Source organism: Actinomyces sp. HMSC08A09 (assembly GCF_001807465.1).
GTDB lineage: Bacteria > Actinomycetota > Actinomycetes > Actinomycetales > Actinomycetaceae > Actinomyces > Actinomyces oris.
This window is the reverse complement of the sequence record NZ_KV789118.1, coordinates 53,216-68,534: the sequence shown is the minus strand read 5'-3', so window position 1 is coordinate 68,534 and position 15,319 is coordinate 53,216. Positions and strand designations below refer to the sequence as shown.

At 67.9% G+C, this 15,319-nt stretch carries 9 protein-coding genes; 3 read left to right on the top strand and 6 right to left on the bottom strand.

Annotated features, from left to right (window positions below; all coding sequences use genetic code 11):
* Window positions 1–137: 137 nt before the first annotated feature.
* The gene (locus HMPREF3165_RS05790; RefSeq protein WP_070511489.1) at window positions 138–1,514 is read right to left on the bottom strand and encodes a UTP--glucose-1-phosphate uridylyltransferase; all 1,377 of its coding nucleotides are present in this window, start codon (window positions 1,512–1,514) and stop codon (window positions 138–140) included.
* A gap of 206 nt (window positions 1,515–1,720) precedes the next feature.
* On the opposite strand from HMPREF3165_RS05790, the gene HMPREF3165_RS05785 reads away from it, so the two are divergent.
* A complete protein-coding gene (locus tag HMPREF3165_RS05785) occupies window positions 1,721–4,345 on the top strand; it encodes a DUF2339 domain-containing protein (RefSeq protein WP_070511488.1) in 2,625 nt (874 codons plus the stop codon).
* Between the two features lie 49 nt (window positions 4,346–4,394).
* Here HMPREF3165_RS05785 and uvrA read toward each other — a convergent pair whose 3' ends face one another.
* Window positions 4,395–7,241: an excinuclease ABC subunit UvrA gene (gene uvrA, locus HMPREF3165_RS05780; RefSeq protein ID WP_040321130.1), complete on the bottom strand. Its 2,847-nt coding sequence runs from the start codon at window positions 7,239–7,241 to the stop codon at window positions 4,395–4,397.
* A gap of 139 nt (window positions 7,242–7,380) precedes the next feature.
* Between uvrA and HMPREF3165_RS05775 the strand changes: the two genes are divergently transcribed.
* On the top strand, window positions 7,381–7,665 hold the full coding sequence (locus tag HMPREF3165_RS05775; RefSeq protein WP_020991526.1) for a YciI family protein: 285 nt from the start codon (window positions 7,381–7,383) through the stop codon (window positions 7,663–7,665).
* Entirely contained in the window at window positions 7,635–8,282 is a 648-nt protein-coding gene (locus HMPREF3165_RS05770; protein WP_070511485.1) for a class I SAM-dependent methyltransferase, read from the top strand. Before HMPREF3165_RS05775 ends, HMPREF3165_RS05770 begins: the two co-directional genes overlap by 31 nt.
* Before the next feature lie 25 nt (window positions 8,283–8,307).
* Here HMPREF3165_RS05770 and HMPREF3165_RS05765 read toward each other — a convergent pair whose 3' ends face one another.
* The 4 genes from HMPREF3165_RS05765 to coaE form a co-directional block, all read right to left on the bottom strand.
* A complete protein-coding gene (locus HMPREF3165_RS05765; RefSeq protein WP_070511484.1) occupies window positions 8,308–10,797 on the bottom strand; it encodes an HAD-IC family P-type ATPase in 2,490 nt (829 codons plus the stop codon).
* A gap of 56 nt (window positions 10,798–10,853) precedes the next feature.
* A complete protein-coding gene (locus HMPREF3165_RS05760; protein WP_070511482.1) occupies window positions 10,854–11,858 on the bottom strand; it encodes a TerC family protein in 1,005 nt (334 codons plus the stop codon).
* A gap of 239 nt (window positions 11,859–12,097) precedes the next feature.
* On the bottom strand, window positions 12,098–14,194 hold the full coding sequence (gene uvrB / locus HMPREF3165_RS05755; RefSeq protein ID WP_070511480.1) for an excinuclease ABC subunit UvrB: 2,097 nt from the start codon (window positions 14,192–14,194) through the stop codon (window positions 12,098–12,100).
* A gap of 423 nt (window positions 14,195–14,617) precedes the next feature.
* Window positions 14,618–15,268: a dephospho-CoA kinase gene (gene coaE, locus HMPREF3165_RS05750; RefSeq protein WP_256275081.1), complete on the bottom strand. Its 651-nt coding sequence runs from the start codon at window positions 15,266–15,268 to the stop codon at window positions 14,618–14,620.
* Window positions 15,269–15,319: the final 51 nt, after the last annotated feature.

Sequence of the window (15,319 nt, the reverse complement as noted above, 5' to 3'; positions counted from 1 at the left end):
CTCTTCTGGGAGGGCAAGCGTTTTTTCGTTCCCGCTACGCGCGGTGGCGCCGGACCTCATGACTGAGTGTCCGGCACCACCGCGTAGCGACCAGCCGCGACCGGCCGCAACTAGCAGGGCCGCGACCACCTGCTCATTCAGATCCGGGTGCCGTCGGCGATCCGTCCGGGCGAGCCCTCCGCCTCCACGTGCGCCTCACCGGTGGCGACGACGTCGGCACCGAAGGTCCAGTCGCCCTCAACGGTCAGCGACTGCGCGTCCTTGATGGAGGGGACACCGTTTGGGAACCGAGCCTCGAAGTCCTGGACCTTCTTGTAGAAGCGCGGGTCAAGACTCACGGTGCAGGCCTGGTCCGGGACCATCTGCAGCAGTCCGTCGTCGTCGACCTCATAGACGTCCGAGCGCACCAGCAGCAGGTCGTTGGTGGTCTTGACCGGCAGGAAGCGGGAGCGCGGCACCTCGATGGCGGTGGCCCCCTCGAAGGCCTCAACGGCGGCACCCATGGCCGTCTCGAGCTGGATGACAGGCGTCGAGGAGGAGTCAGCGGGGTCCACCGTCTTGCTGTTCCTGATGAGCGGAAGCCCGAGGATCCCGCCTCGATCGGCGAGGGTGTCACGCAGCACCTCGAGGTCGAACCAGAGGTTGTTCGTGTGGAAGAAGGGGTGGCGGAACTGGTCGGTGAAGTAGTGCATCTGATCCTCGGGGGTCTGCGCGGTGTCGCGCAGGATGATGCGCCCGTCGCTCTTGCGCACCGCCAGGTGGCCGCCCTTGACGTCGGCCGGCGTGCGCCGGCACATCTCCGGGGCGTAGGGGGCTCCGGAGGCGGCGAACCAGCCGGCGATCCTGGCCGAGGGCGCCGCACCGAGGTTGTCGGAGTTGGCGGTCATGGCGTATCGGTAACCCTTGTCCAGCAGGGCGTCCAGCAGCCCGGAGGCGAGCAGGGCGGTGTAGATGTCACCGTGGCCCGGAGGGCACCACTCGAGCTCAGGGTCGGCCTCCCACTCCACGGGAGTCAGATCGTCGGCGCGCAGCTTGGGCTCGCGATTCTGCAGGAAGTCCAGGGGCAGGCCATCGACCTGGATCTCGGGGTGCCCGGCCAGCACTTCAAGGGAGTCCTCCCGGGTGCGGAAGGAGTTCATGAGGATCAGCGGCAGGCTCACTCCGTAACGGCGACGTGCCGCCAGGACCTGATCGACCAGCAGGTCCAGGAAGGTCTTGCCATCGCGGACCGGCAGGAGGGACTTGGCGCGATCCAGGCCCATCGAAGTGCCCAGTCCCCCGTTGAGCCGGATGAGGACCGTCTTGCTCAGCGCCTCACGGGCCTGCTCCTCGCTGACCTCGACGTCAGCCAGGGCGTCGATCTGCGTGAGGGGCTCGATGGTCTCCTCGGGAATGAGCCCTGTGGCCCCCGCCTCCAGGGACTGGTAGTAGTGGGTGAAAACCGTGATGGCCTGCTCTGCGACACCGGCGTCGCGCATCTTGTGCTGGGCTGAAGTGAGTCCGTTCTCGCTCATGACGCAAGCCTATCCCAGCCTGACCGTTCTTGTGGAACTTTGTTCGACTCTGTTCGTTCTTGAAGGATTGGTTCTCTCCCTCCTCTCGAGTTATCCACAGGGCACTTGTACCCCCTTCACGCCATCGACGACTCCCCTTACTCTCAGATGAACCGGTTGAGTGACACGTGCTCACCGCCGAGCACCGAGTGACGAGGAGAACCGTCATGTCCATGCCGCCAACTGTCGGCCCGAATGTCGCCCTGGTCCTGCAGCGGCTGGACCTCATCGAGAGGAAGATCGACTGGCTCGCCGAGCGCGTCACCTGGCTGACCTACTCCTCCGCCGCCTCGACGCAGGAGAGCAGCGACTCCCCCGACACAGTGAGGAGCAGCAGCCCCTCCCGTCCGGAGACGACTCCGCCCTCGATCGCCCCGCAGACGAGGTCTGCCTCAGAGCACTCCTGGCAGCGTCTCAACGAGTCCCCCGCTCAGGCCCCGGTCAACGACCCCCTCCCGGAGGACAGGAACGTCCACCCTGCGAAGGCACCATCCGCTGACGCTCCCCGAGCCACTCAGACCGAGGTACCGCAGGCCCAGCACTACCAGCCCCCCGCCCCCGTGGAGCCCACGCGATCCTTCGCAGCCCAGGCGGGCCCGACTCCAATGCAGTATGCCCCCGTAGCGGGCAACGCCCCTCATATGCAGGCGACCAATCAGGTGGGTCCGGCCGGCGCCGGTCAGGCACTCGGCGCTGAGGCCCAGGCGGTTCCGGGCTGGGCCCAGCGGGCGATGCGTGAGGGCAACCTCGGACGATATCTGCTCTCCGGCGCCGCAGCGGTGCTCGTCCTGTCGGCCGGGGTCAGTCTGCTGGCTCTCGTCTGGGACTACATTCCCACCCCCGTCAAGATCCTGGGACTGGCACTCATCGCGGTCATCATGACAGCAGCCGGGGCTCGGCTAGGCCTCACCCATCCCCGGCACCGTGTCGCCGCCGCGACGATCACGGGAACCGGCGGGGGGCTCGGTTTCGTCGCCATCGTGGGGGCTGTTCTTCTCGGAGGAATGCTCCGCCCAGAGCCAGCCCTGATCCTCATGGCCTGCTGGGGCCTCGTCCTCCTGGCCGTGTCGCATATGACACGGGTGCTGTTCACCGCGGTCATCTCCACCCTCGGCGCTCTGGTGACCATCGGGTTCGCAGTCAGCCATGTGTCACGCCAGCCACAGGCCGCGCTCGTCACATGGTTGATGATCGGTATCCATGTCACGGTGCTGGCGCTGACCTGCACCGCCCTGTCGCGCAACACCGGACGGATGAGGTCGGCCGCCTGGTTTCCGGCGACATCGATGGTGGCGACGGCAACGGCCCTCATCACCGCACCGATCCAGCCGATGCTGCGTGTTTCCACCGTCGGCGGTACCAGCATCACTCTCATCCTGTGCGCGCTGCTGGTGTCTCAGACGATGCACGCAAGCACGCGACTGTGGAGCATCGGTATCAAGACCTCGGGCTGGGACTGGGGCCTGACCGCGGCGGTGCTCATGGTGGGGTTCGTCAACCTGCTGACGGGGCAGATGGCTCTCCACCTGGCGCACACCGTCGTCGTCATCACCTATCTCCTCGAGCTCCTCCTGCTGGCCGCGGCGGCGCTCGCGATACTCCCGGGCTACTGCCCCGCTGATTGGCGCCGTGCCATGGCGATCGGACACGAGGCCGCGTTCTTCCCCCTCGCGCTGGCCGGACTGGCGGCTGTAGGCGATCCCCGGGTCCATCTCTTCGTCATCGTGGCTGCGATGCTGTGCCTCCTTCCGGCCGTCTTGAACGCACGAGTGGAGCCCGCCCCGATCCTGGCCCTGCTCGGAACGGCACCGATCCTCGTGCCCCCGAGAACCATCTACTCCCGCAGTGACTCCTGGTCGCTCATCATCTCCGTGGTGATCTCTGCGCTCATGGTGTGCGTGGCCGAAGGACTCGGTGACCGAGTCGCCCGCAGCTCACCGGTCCCGGCTCCGTATACCGCGCCTTCACGCGTTCAACCACGGGTGCAGGCCCTGCGGGTGGCTCTGGCGGCAGTCGCCTTCAACATGACCGTCCTCGTTCCGTTCCTGGGAACCGGCCTCGTGGAGAACAACCGGGGCGCGTGGGCGGCGCTGCGCATGGTTCCGGGCCTGGTGGCTATCGCGCTCATCGCACTGGGGACGATCTCACCCGGTGCCACGCCTCTGCGAGTGCTCAGTGGCCAGTGCCGAGGAGCCCGTTACCGGGTGGGACCCCACGGCGAGGCCCTGCCCGACCCGACAGGGAGGCAGACGGGAGCACCGGCACCGTCCTGGATCGTCTCGGTGACGGTGGCTGCGCTGGCACTGGTAACGCTGTCGTGGGCTGATGCCGCGTCCTCGACGGCCTGGAAGCTTCTACTGATTGCCATCGCCCTGGGACTGGGAGCCAGCGCCACATGGCTTCTGCTTCCCTGGCGGCGGCACGCGGAGGTGTGTCTGAGTCTTGCGATCGGAAACTCGTTGCTCATGTGGATCTCCGTGATGGTGGCCACCGACGTCGGCCCGGGCTCAGTCCTCATGTCGGTGCTGGTCCTGCTGACAGGCGGCGCCTGCATCGTGTTCGGCTTCAGAACACGCCTGACGATCCTGCGCCACTACGGCCTGACCCTGGTGCTCCTGTCCGTGCTCAAGCTCGCTGTTGTGGACGTGGCCTCGCAGAACTCGATCATTCGAGTCATCTCGCTGGCGGCCGCGGGCGTCGTCTGCTTCGTCCTCTCCCTGCTCTACAACCGCTTTGCGCAGGAGCAGCGTCGCGAGAGCAGCCAGGTCCCCATGGGGCCCGGAAGCATCTGAGAGCGGCGAGGACCGACGTCGAGCCGTCCGGCTGAGCCGGACTGAGGAGTCAGCCGCGAGCGGCCTCCAGCACCGGGGCCAGGAACTGACCGGTATAGGACGACTCGGTGGCCGCGACCTTCTCCGGGGTCCCGGCCACGACGACGGTTCCCCCGCCCTTGCCGCCCTCGGGTCCCATGTCGATGACCCAGTCGGCGTTGGCGATGACGTCGAGGTTGTGCTCGATGACGACCACGGAGTTGCCCTTGTCGACCAGTCCCTGAAGCACCCCGAGCAGCTTGCGGATGTCCTCGAAGTGCAGTCCGGTGGTCGGTTCATCCAGGACGTAGATGGTTCGGCCGGTGGAGCGGCGCTGCAGCTCGGTGGCGAGCTTGACGCGCTGGGCCTCACCGCCGGAGAGCGTGGTGGCCGACTGCCCCAGGCGCACGTACCCCAGTCCCACCTCGACCAGGGTGTTGAGGTGGCGGGAGATGACGGAGGAGGCGGAGAAGAAGTCGGCCGCCTGGTGGATGGTCATGTCCAGGACGTCGGCGACCGTCTTGTCCTTGTAACGGATCTCCAGGGTCTCCCGGTTGTAGCGGGCGCCGTGGCAGACCTCGCAGGGGACGTAGACGTCGGGCAGGAAGTTCATCTCGATCTTGAGCGTGCCGTCGCCCTTGCAGGACTCGCAGCGCCCGCCCTTGACGTTGAAGGAGAAGCGCCCGGGCCCGTATCCCCGGACCTTCGACTCGGGCACGGCCGCGAAGATCTTGCGGATGTGGTCCCATACCCCGGTGTAGGTGGCGGGGTTGGAGCGGGGGGTGCGTCCGATCGGTGACTGGTCGACGTGGACCACCTTGTCCAGGTGCTCCACTCCCCGCACCGTCTTGTGCCTGCCGGGCACACCGCGGGCGCGGTTGAGCCGGTTGGCGAGCACCTGGTAGAGGATGGAGTTGACCAGGGAGGACTTCCCCGAGCCGGATACTCCCGTGACGGCGGTGAGCACGCCGAGCGGGAAGGAGACGGTGACGTCCTTGAGGTTGTTCTCCCGGGCCCCGACGACGGTGACCTCACGGTTCTTGTCCCGCTTGCGCCGAGTGGATGGGATCTCGATCTGACGCCGCCTGGCCAGGTAGTCGCCGGTGATGGAACCCTCGGCTCCGGCCAGGCCCGCGACGTCACCGGAGTAGACGACCTCACCGCCCAGCTCGCCGGCTCCGGGCCCGATGTCAACGATCCAGTCGGCCGAGCGGATGGTGTCCTCGTCATGCTCGACGACGATGAGCGTGTTGCCCAGGTCCCGCAGCCGCTGGAGGGTCTCGATGAGTCGGGTGTTGTCGCGCTGGTGCAGACCGATACTGGGCTCGTCCAGGACGTAGAGGACGCCCACCAGGCCTGAGCCGATCTGGGTGGCGAGGCGGATGCGCTGAGCCTCGCCCCCGGAGAGCGTGGCCGCACCACGGGCCAGGCTGAGGTAGTCCAGACCCACGTCCACGAGGAAGCCGAGGCGCGCGTTGATCTCGGTCAGGACGCTGCCGGCGATCTGGGCGGCCTGGCCGGTGAGGTTGAGGTCGGCCAGGAAGTCTCGGGCCTCGTTGATCGGAAGCTCGCACAGCTGAGCGATGGACAGCTCGCCCACGCGCACGGCCAGCACCTCGGGCTTGAGCCGGGCTCCGTCGCAGACGGGGCAGGGGATCTCACGCATGTAGGCCTGGTAGCGCTCCCGGGACCAGTCGGACTCGGTCTCGTCGTGCTTGCGCATGACATAGTCAAGAACCCCCTCGAAGCCGGTGGAGTAGATGCGCTCGCGCCCCCACCGGTTGCGGTAGGTGACCTTGACCTCGTAGTCCTTACCGCGCAGGATCGCCTCCCGAGCCCGCGCGGGCAGGGCGCGCCAGGGGGTGTCGACGTCGAAGGAGAGCTCCTTGCCCAGGGCCTCAAGCTGGCGGGTGAAGTACTTCTGGTGGCTCGACCAGGGGGCGACGGCTCCCTCAGCCAGGGTGAGCTCCTCGTCGGGGACGACGAGCTCGGGGTCCACCTCGAGCCGGGTGCCGATTCCGGTGCAGGCGGGGCAGGCGCCGTAGGGGGCGTTGAAGGAGAAGGTGCGCGGCTCCATCTCGTCCAGGGCCAGGGGGTGCTCGTTGGGGCAGGCGCGCTTCTCGGAGTAGCGCCGCTCCCGGTCGGGGTCGTCCTCGGGCAGGTCGACCTGCTCGATGATGACCAGCCCCTCCGCCAGCCCCAGCGCCGTCTCGACGGAGTCGGTGAGTCGCTGGCGGATGCCCTCACGGACGACGAGCCGGTCGACGATGACCTCGATATCGTGCTTGAGGCGCTTGTTGAGGGTCGGGGGGTTGTCGAGGCGCTCGGCGGCGCCGTCGACGCGTACCCGGTTGAAGCCGCGTCCGCGCAGCTCGCCGAAGAGCTCGGAGTACTCGCCCTTGCGGCCCCGCACCACGGGGGCGAGAACCTGGAAGCGAGTGCCCTCGGGCAGGGCGCGGACCTGGTCGACGATCTGCTGCGGGGTCTGGGAGGAGATGACGGCGTCACAGACCGGGCAGTGCTGGACGCCGGCGCGCGCGTAGAGCAGACGCAGGTAGTCGTAGATCTCCGTCACGGTACCCACCGTGGACCGGGGGTTGCGCGAGGTGGACTTCTGGTCGATGGACACCGCCGGGCTCAGGCCCTCGATGAGCTCGACGTCGGGCTTGTCCATCTGCCCGAGGAACTGACGGGCGTAGGAGGACAGGGACTCCACGTAGCGGCGCTGCCCCTCGGCGAAGATCGTGTCGAAGGCCAGGGAGGACTTGCCCGAGCCCGACAGTCCGGTGAAGACGATCATCGTGTCGCGCGGCAGGTCCAGGTCGACGCCCTTGAGATTGTGCTCGCGGGCCCCACGGATGATGAGAGAGTCGTTCACGGGATTCGAGTCTAAGGGGTGAGCGCACATCCCGTGCGTCGCACATGTGTTCGACACGTCTCATGGTCGGGACACCGGAAGAATGACCGTGCTCCCGAGTTCCCACCATGGTCGGGGGCGGCCCCCCTATGCTGAGGCCATGAGCAAGATCTACGCCGTCGAGTACCGCTACGTCACTGACAAGGACGAGGAGATGGCCGCTGTCCGCCCCTCGCACCGCGCTTTCAACGGACGCCTGGCCGATGAGGGCCGGCTGCTGGCCGCCGGCCCCTATGTGGGCACCCACGACGCCCTCATCGTCGTGCGGGCCGAGGACGAGGCCGGCGCACTGGCCCTCCTCGAGGACGACCCCTTCCAGCAGGCCGGCTACATCGCCGAGCGCATCCCACGCGAGTGGAACCCCGTCATCGGAGTCCTGGCCTGAGCCGGCAGGAGGCCGCGCCGACCGGCTCGCAGTTCGCCCGCCCCTCCTCCCTGACCGGGCGTCTGCTGCTGCGCGGTATGAACATCGGGCACGCCCGCCTGCACCGGTGGGGGCTGGAGGCAGCGGAGATCCACCCCTGTGACAAGGTGCTCGACGTCGGCTGCGGCGGAGGCCGGGCCATCGCCCGGATTCTTGCGCGGACTCGTCGTGAGGTGGCCGGTGTCGACCACTCCCCCGAGGCGGTTGGGACAACCCGCCGTCTCAACCGCTCCGCCATTGCCTCCGGCCGTCTTCGAGTCCTGGAGGGCTCGGTGGACCACCTGCCTTTCCGCGATGGATTCTTCAACGTGGCGACAGCCTTCGAGACCACCTACTTCTGGCCCGACCTGCGGGCAGGCCTCATGGAGATACGCCGCGTCCTGAGTCCCGGGGGTCGGCTCGTGATTACCAACGAGGTCGCCGATCGGGAAGCGGCCGGGCGCTGGGCGGAGCGTCTGGACATGAATGTGCCTGATGGCCGGAGCCTCACAGGCCTGGCCCGCGAGGCCGGCTTCCTCACGGTCGATATCAGCATCCATCCCCGGCACGGATGGCTTCGCCTCGTCGCCACAAGGTAGGAGCGGCGGCGAGGCAGCAGGGCACTTAGCCGCGGCCGCGCACGATCCGGCGCCGCACCAGGTGGACCAGCTCGATGCCACCAACGGCCAGGCCCGCCATGAGTGCGATGACCCACCACACCCCGGGGGTGGGCCAGGCCAGCAGGAAGAAGGCGCGCACCGGTGGGGCGACGACGCCGAGGACCGCGATCGTCCCCATGAGAGCGACCAGCCCCAGCCGCCAGCTCGTCAATGGTCTGGCGGTGAGCGTGAGCAGCCACAGCCCGCAGGTGATGAGGACCAGGGTCGTCGCCGTGGTCACCTGGGCGCGCGGGGCGTGGGTGAGCGTCAACCAGAGGTAGGTGGACAGCGTGACGGTACCCGCCATGAGCCCGGCCGGTACGCACAGGCTGAGCACCCGCCCGAGGAAGCCCTCCCGGTAGCGCTGGTTGCTGGGGGCCAGGGCCAGGACGAAGGCGGGGATCCCGATCGTCAGTGAGGAGACGACCGTGAACTGGCGGGGCAGGAACGGGTAGGCGACCGCCATGGCCGACACGACGACGGCGATGAGCGAGGCGTAGATGGTCTTGGCCAGGAACAGCGAGGCGATGCGCTCGGTGTTGGCCATGACGCGGCGCCCCTGAGCCACGACCCCGGGAAGGGCCGAGAACTCTCCCTTGAGCAGCACCAGGCGCGCCACCGCCTTGGTGGCTGGCGCTCCGTTGCCCATGGCGATGCCGAGGTCGGCGTCCTTGAGCGCCAGGGCGTCGTTGACGCCGTCCCCGGTCATGGCGACGACGTGCCCTCGGGACTTCAGTGCCCGCACCAGTGCCCGTTTCTGCTCGGGCGTGACGCGTCCCAGGACACTGGCGCGCTCAACCGCGTCGGCCAGGCGCTCCAGGTCCTCCTCCGTCTCCTGCCCGCTACCCGCTCCGGCAGGCAGGGTACGTGCGTCCAGGACGACGAGCTCGCCGCCGTCGGGCGCGGTGACTCCGGCCTGACGGGCGACCGCGGCCACCGTCTCGGGGCTGTCCCCGGAGATGACCTTGGCGTCGACCCCCTGCTGGCGGAAGTAGGCTAGGGTCTCCGCGGCGTCGGGGCGGATCTCCTCGGTGAGGATCACGATCCCTGCGGCCTCAAGGTCATCGGGAAGCCGCGGCTCCTCCTGCCCCTCGGCCAGCCTCCAGGGCGAGCGCGAGCAGGCCAGGGCCACGACGCGCATCCCCTGCGCGGCGATCTGACGGGCACGATCCAGCACCGACTCACTGTGTCCCGCCAGAACGATCTCGGGGGCACCGAGCACCCAGGTGGTGCCGGAGCGGTCGCGAACTGCGGACCACTTGCGGCGCGAGGAGAAGGGCACTGACTCCACACCGGCCCCGCTGCCGGCGCCGGCCGACGACAGCGCCTCTTGAAGTCCTTGTGCACCGAGCCAGTCGGAATCAGCGAGCCCCTCCCTGATGGCGTCGGCGGTGGCGTTGGCCTCCCCCACCGTACTGAGAAGCGCGAGCGCCGAGAGCACCTCGGAGGGAGCCTCGCCGCCGTCGGGCCCATGGATCTCACCGAGACGGATACGTCCGGTGGTGATGGTGCCGGTCTTGTCCAGGCACAGGGTGTCGACCCGAGCCAGGACCTCGACGGCGGGCAGCTCCTGAACCAGGACGTTACGCCTGGCCAGGGTCAGGGAGGCGGTGGCGAAGTTGACCGAGGTCAGGAGCACCAGGCCCTGGGGCACCATGCTGACCACGCCCGCGATGCCAGCGACGACCGCATGACGCCAGGCGCCGCTGCTCCAGGCCTCGGCGACGCTTCCGCTCAACCGCAGCTGGGACCACACCAGGACCAGGGCCACGGGCACGATGACCCAGCTGATCCAGTGCAGCACCCGGTTGGTCCCCGCCTGCAGCTCGCTGACGACAAGTGAGTACTTGCGGGCCTCCCGGGCCAGCCGGTGGGCGTAGGCGTCCCCGCCGACCGCGGTGGTGCGGAACAGCCCGGTCCCGGCCGTCACCGTGGTCCCGGACATGACCTTCGCTCCGCTCACGGGGCGCACCGGCCGGGACTCGCCGGTGAGGATCGACTCATCGATCTCCAGGCCGTCGCTGGTCAGAACCTCCCCGTCGGCAGGCACCTGCTGGCCGGCTGCGAGCCGTACGACGTCGTCGAGAACGACCTGGCCGACGGCCACCTCGGTCTCGGCCCCGTCCCTGACGACGATGGCGCGGGGGGTCTCCAGCACGGACAGACGGTCCAGGGCACGCTTGGCGCGGATCTCCGCCAGGGTTCCGGTGGCGGTGTTGAGCACAAGGACGAAACCGAACAGTGCATCCGCCCAGTGCCCCAGCGCCAGGACGAGCACCAGTGCGGCGCCAAGGATGCCGTTGAAGATCGTGAAGACATTGGCTCGCAGAATCTGCGCGGCGCTGCGGGAGGTCCGCTCGCGGTACTCGTTGGTCCGTCCGGCGCTGACGCGCTCGGCGACCTGGGCGGCGCTGAGCCCGCTGACCGAGGACTCAGGGGGATGCGTGGTGCTCACACGTCACACAGTAGTGAATCAGCCGGAGGGCGCCCCTCCTCCTGGGGGCCGAGACCTCAGGATGCCGCCTCCACGCGCCGGGCATCTGCCCGCGACTTGAGGACCGAGGCGATGACCGTGACCAGGACGGTGGTGATGATGACGCTCAGGGACACTCCGATCGACGCCTCGGGGATGGCGTGCCACTCCTGGCCCCCGTTGATGAAGGGCACCTCGTTGGTGTGCAGGGCATGAACGATGAGCTTGAAGCCGATGAAGCCGAGAATGACCGCCAGGCCGTAGTGGAGGTAGACGAGCCGGTCGAGCAGCCCGTCAATGAGGAAGTAGAGCTGGCGCAGGCCCAGCAGGGAGAAGGCGTTGGCGGAGAAGACCAGGAAGGGCTCGCTGGTCAGGGAGTAGATCGCGGGGATGGAGTCGACGGCGAACATGACATCGGCGGTGCCGATGGCGATGATGCACAGCATCATGGGAGTAATCATGGTGCGCCCGGCGTGGCGGTGAATGACCTTGCCGCCCACGAAGCCGTCGGTCATGGGGATGACGCGGGCGACGAGCTTGACGAAGCCGCTAGGCCTGTACTCCTCGTCATCGTCGTCGGGCTCCTGGACGCCCTCCCGGGCCTGGGAGAAGGCGGTCCACAGGAGCCAGGCTCCGAAGAAGTAGAACACCCAGGAGAAGTTCTCGATGAGCGCGGCGCCGGCGAGGATGAAGATGAGCCGGAGAATAAGGGCGATGACGATGCCGGCGAGCAGCACCTCCTGCTGGTACTTCCGGGGCACCTTGAAGGAGGACATCATGATGACGAAGACGAAGAGGTTGTCGATGCTCAGCGCCTTCTCGGTGATGTAGCCGGCCAGGTACTCCTGGGCGAAGCCCCCGCCCCACACGAACCAGACGATGCCGCCGAAGACCAGGGCCATGCCGATATAGGCCACCGACCAGACGGCGGCCTCCTTCATGGTGGGCTCGTGGGGGGTGCGCACGTGACCGACGATGTCGATCACGATGAGGGTCAGGATGATGGCCGCCAGGCCGATCCACCCCAGGATGTGGACGTCCACGTGTTCTCCTCCGGTACGGAACTGGTACCGGAGGTCTCCTCCCGCCACGTGGACAGGCGCTCAAGGCGCGCTTCACTCTGGCCGCGACGCCGGGAACGCAGGACTGATGTGGTGCCCGCACCGCCGTGATGACGACGTCGCCGTTGGTTGGGAGTACTCCCCTCCGTGTATAACGCCTGAGAGTCTAACGGGACGCTTCCTCTCGACGTAGCCACGTCGAGTCACTCATGGCTGTGAGATCAGTCGGCGGCCCGCATGGCGCGCAGCTCCTTCTTGAGGTCTTGGATCTCGTCGCGCAGCCGGGCGGCGAGCTCGAAGTGGAGGTCCTCGGCGGCGGCGTGCATCTGCTGGGTGAGCTCGTTGATGAGCTCGGCGAGGTCGCCCTGCGCCGCCCCGGCGAGCTTCTCGCGCACGGTGGCCTCGGCGGCGTGTTTGCGTCGGGCCCGCACCGAGGAGTCCTCATGGCCCCGGTAGCCGCCGGCCAGGAGGTCGGCGGTGTCGACGTCCTCGCGGGCGAGCATGTCGGTGACGTCGGCGATCTTCTTGCGCAGCGGTTGCGGGTCGATGCCGTGCTCGGCGTTGTAGGCCAGCTGCTTGGTGCGGCGGCGCTCAGTCTCCTCGATGGCCTCAGCCATGGCCGGGGTGATGGTGTCGGCGTACATGTGGACCTCGCCGGAGACGTTGCGGGCGGCACGTCCGATGGTCTGCACCAGGGAGCGGGTCGAGCGCAGGAAGCCCTCCTTGTCCGCGTCCAGGATGGATACGAGCGAGACCTCCGGCAGGTCCAGGCCCTCACGCAGCAGGTTGATGCCCACCAGGACGTCGAAGCGCCCCAGCCGCAGCTCGCGCAGGAGCTCGACGCGTCGCAGCGTGTCGACGTCGGAGTGGAGGTACTCCACGCGCACGCCCCTCTCGGCGAGGTAGGTGGTCAGGTCCTCGGCCATGCGCTTGGTCAGGGTGGTCACCAGGATCCGCTCCTGGCGCTCCACACGGGCGCGCACCTCCTCGAGCAGGTCGTCGATCTGTCCCTGCGTGGGCTTGACGACGACCTTGGGGTCCACCAGTCCCGTGGGCCGGATGATCTGCTCGACGACGCCGTCGGAGCGCTGGGTCTCGTAGTCACCCGGGGTGGCCGATAGGTAGACGGTCTGACCGATGCGGTCCTCGAACTCGGCGAAGGTCAGGGGGCGGTTGTCCAGTGCGGAGGGCAGACGGAATCCGTGCTCGACCAGGGTGCGCTTGCGGGAGGCGTCCCCCTCGTGCATGGCGCCGATCTGGGGGACGGTCACGTGGGACTCATCGATGACGAGGAGGAAGTCCTCGGGGAAGTAGTCCAGGAGGGTATTGGGCGGGGTGCCGGTCTCGCGCCCGTCGATGTGCAGCGAGTAGTTCTCGATCCCCGAGCACATGCCGATCTGCTGAAGCATCTCCAGGTCGTAGGTGGTGCGCATGCGCAGGCGCTGGGCCTCCAGGAGACGGCCGTCGTGCTCGAGCTGGGCCAGACGCTCGGCGAGCTCGGCCTCAATGCCCTCAATGGCCTTCTGCATGCGTTCGGGGCCGGCCACGTAGTGGGAGGCGGGGAAGACGAAGACCTGCTCGACAGTGTCGATGACGTCCCCGGTCACGGGGTGCAGCGTGGCCAGGGCCTCGATCTCGTCCCCGAAGAACTCGATGCGGATGGCGAGCTCCTCGTACATCGGGATGATCTCCACCGTGTCGCCACGCACGCGGAAGGTGCCCCGGGTGAAGTCGATGTCGTTGCGGGTGTACTGCATCGTCACGAAACGCCGCAGAAGATCGTCCCGGTCGATCTGCTGGCCCACTTCCAGGGGCGTCATCCGGTCCACGTACTCCTGGGGGGTGCCCAGGCCGTAGATGCAGGAGACCGAGGAGACCACGACGACGTCCCGGCGGGTGAGCAGGGAGTTGGTGGCGCTGTGGCGCAGGCGCTCGACCTCGTCATTGATGGAGGAGTCCTTCTCGATGAAGGTGTCCGTCTGCGGGACGTAGGCCTCGGGCTGGTAGTAGTCGTAGTAGGAGACGAAGTACTCCACTGCGTTGTTCGGGAGAAGCTCACGGAACTCGGCGGCCATCTGGGCGGCCAGGGTCTTGTTGGGCTCCAGGATGAGGGTAGGGCGCTGGACCTGCTCGACGAGCCAGGCGGTGGTCGCGGACTTGCCGGTTCCCGTGGCACCGAGCAGGACGATGTCCTTCTCCCCCGCCCGGAGGCGCTCGGTCAGCTCGGCGATCGCCGTGGGCTGGTCCCCGCTGGGTGAGTAGGGACTGACGACCTCAAAGGGCTTGGCTGCGCGCTGGAGCTCGGTAACGGGACGCATGCCCTCAGGCTACGCGGTCCGACCGACACCATGGACACCTCTGACCGCGCGGTCACCTCGTTCATCATCCTGCGATCCGGCCGTCACCACACAGATACGTCTTTGTATCCGGGAAGGAACCTTTCAATCGAGTTCACCTATTACGGTGGTTCTCGCAGGACGCCGGGTCGTCCCGTCCCACGTTCATGTGGATGCCCATGAGGCCCGCCCCTGCGCCCTGTCGTCATCCCCTGAGTCCAAGGATCCCTCATGGCCTTCATCGTCGCCGTCTCCGCCACCATCGTCGGAGCCCTCGGCCCCGCCCGCACCACCTCTCGACGCAACAGCTGCTCGGGCTGAACCTGCCTTCCGGATCTACCTCTCGGTTCCGCCCCACTGTAGGAGTGGGCGCGGTGTCCGCCGATGGGAAGGTCTCCCCTGCCGTCAGGCGGTGGCTCCCGGCTCCAGGATCCGGGTGCTCCAGAGCCTGTCGACCTCGGCGTTCAGGTCTTCCAGCGCCCCGGAGTTGGACACGACGACGTCGGCGACGGCTCGGCGTTCCTCGTCGGTGGCCTGCACAGCGATACGAGCCAGCGCCTCGTCACGGGTCATCCCCCGCGCAGCGAGCCGCTCCAGACGCAGCTCGAGCTGGGCCTCGACGACGATGACGAGATCGAACAGGTCCTGCATCTGTCCTTCGACGAGGAGAGGAACGTCGTAGACCGCCACCTGCCCGGCCGGAACCGTACCCATCCGAGCCCACGCCTCTGCTGCGATCAGGGGCAGGAGGAGCTCCTCCAGGCGGGCACGGCGTAGGTCGTCGGAGAAGACCAGGCGCCCCAGGGCACTGCGGTCCAGGGAGCCGTCCGGGGCTAAAATCCCTTCCCCGAACTCGGCCACCACTGCCGCAAGACCGTCACTGCCCGGGCTGACGACGTCGCGAGCGACCTCATCAGCACTGGTCACGACCGCGCCGCGCTCCTCGAGCAGGCAGGCCACCGTCGACTTGCCTGAGCCGATGCCACCGGTGAGCCCCACGCGCAGGGCTCGGTCCTTCGGACGACGAGTGGGACGGGGTACAGGTGTGTGGCGCATGGTCCCATCATGCCGTGACCTGCCCGGGCCGGGCCAGCGCGTGGTGATACA

Excerpts from the sequence above, each read along its gene's own strand:
- coaE (WP_256275081.1), bottom strand. The coding sequence starts at position 15,268 with ATGCGCCACACACCTGTACCCCGTCCCACTCGTCGTCCGAAGGACCGA.
- HMPREF3165_RS05775 (WP_020991526.1), top strand. The coding sequence starts at position 7,381 with ATGAGCAAGATCTACGCCGTCGAGTACCGCTACGTCACTGACAAGGAC.
- uvrB (WP_070511480.1), bottom strand. The coding sequence starts at position 14,194 with ATGCGTCCCGTTACCGAGCTCCAGCGCGCAGCCAAGCCCTTTGAGGTC.
- HMPREF3165_RS05785 (WP_070511488.1), top strand. The coding sequence starts at position 1,721 with ATGTCCATGCCGCCAACTGTCGGCCCGAATGTCGCCCTGGTCCTGCAG.
- HMPREF3165_RS05790 (WP_070511489.1), bottom strand. The coding sequence starts at position 1,514 with ATGAGCGAGAACGGACTCACTTCAGCCCAGCACAAGATGCGCGACGCC.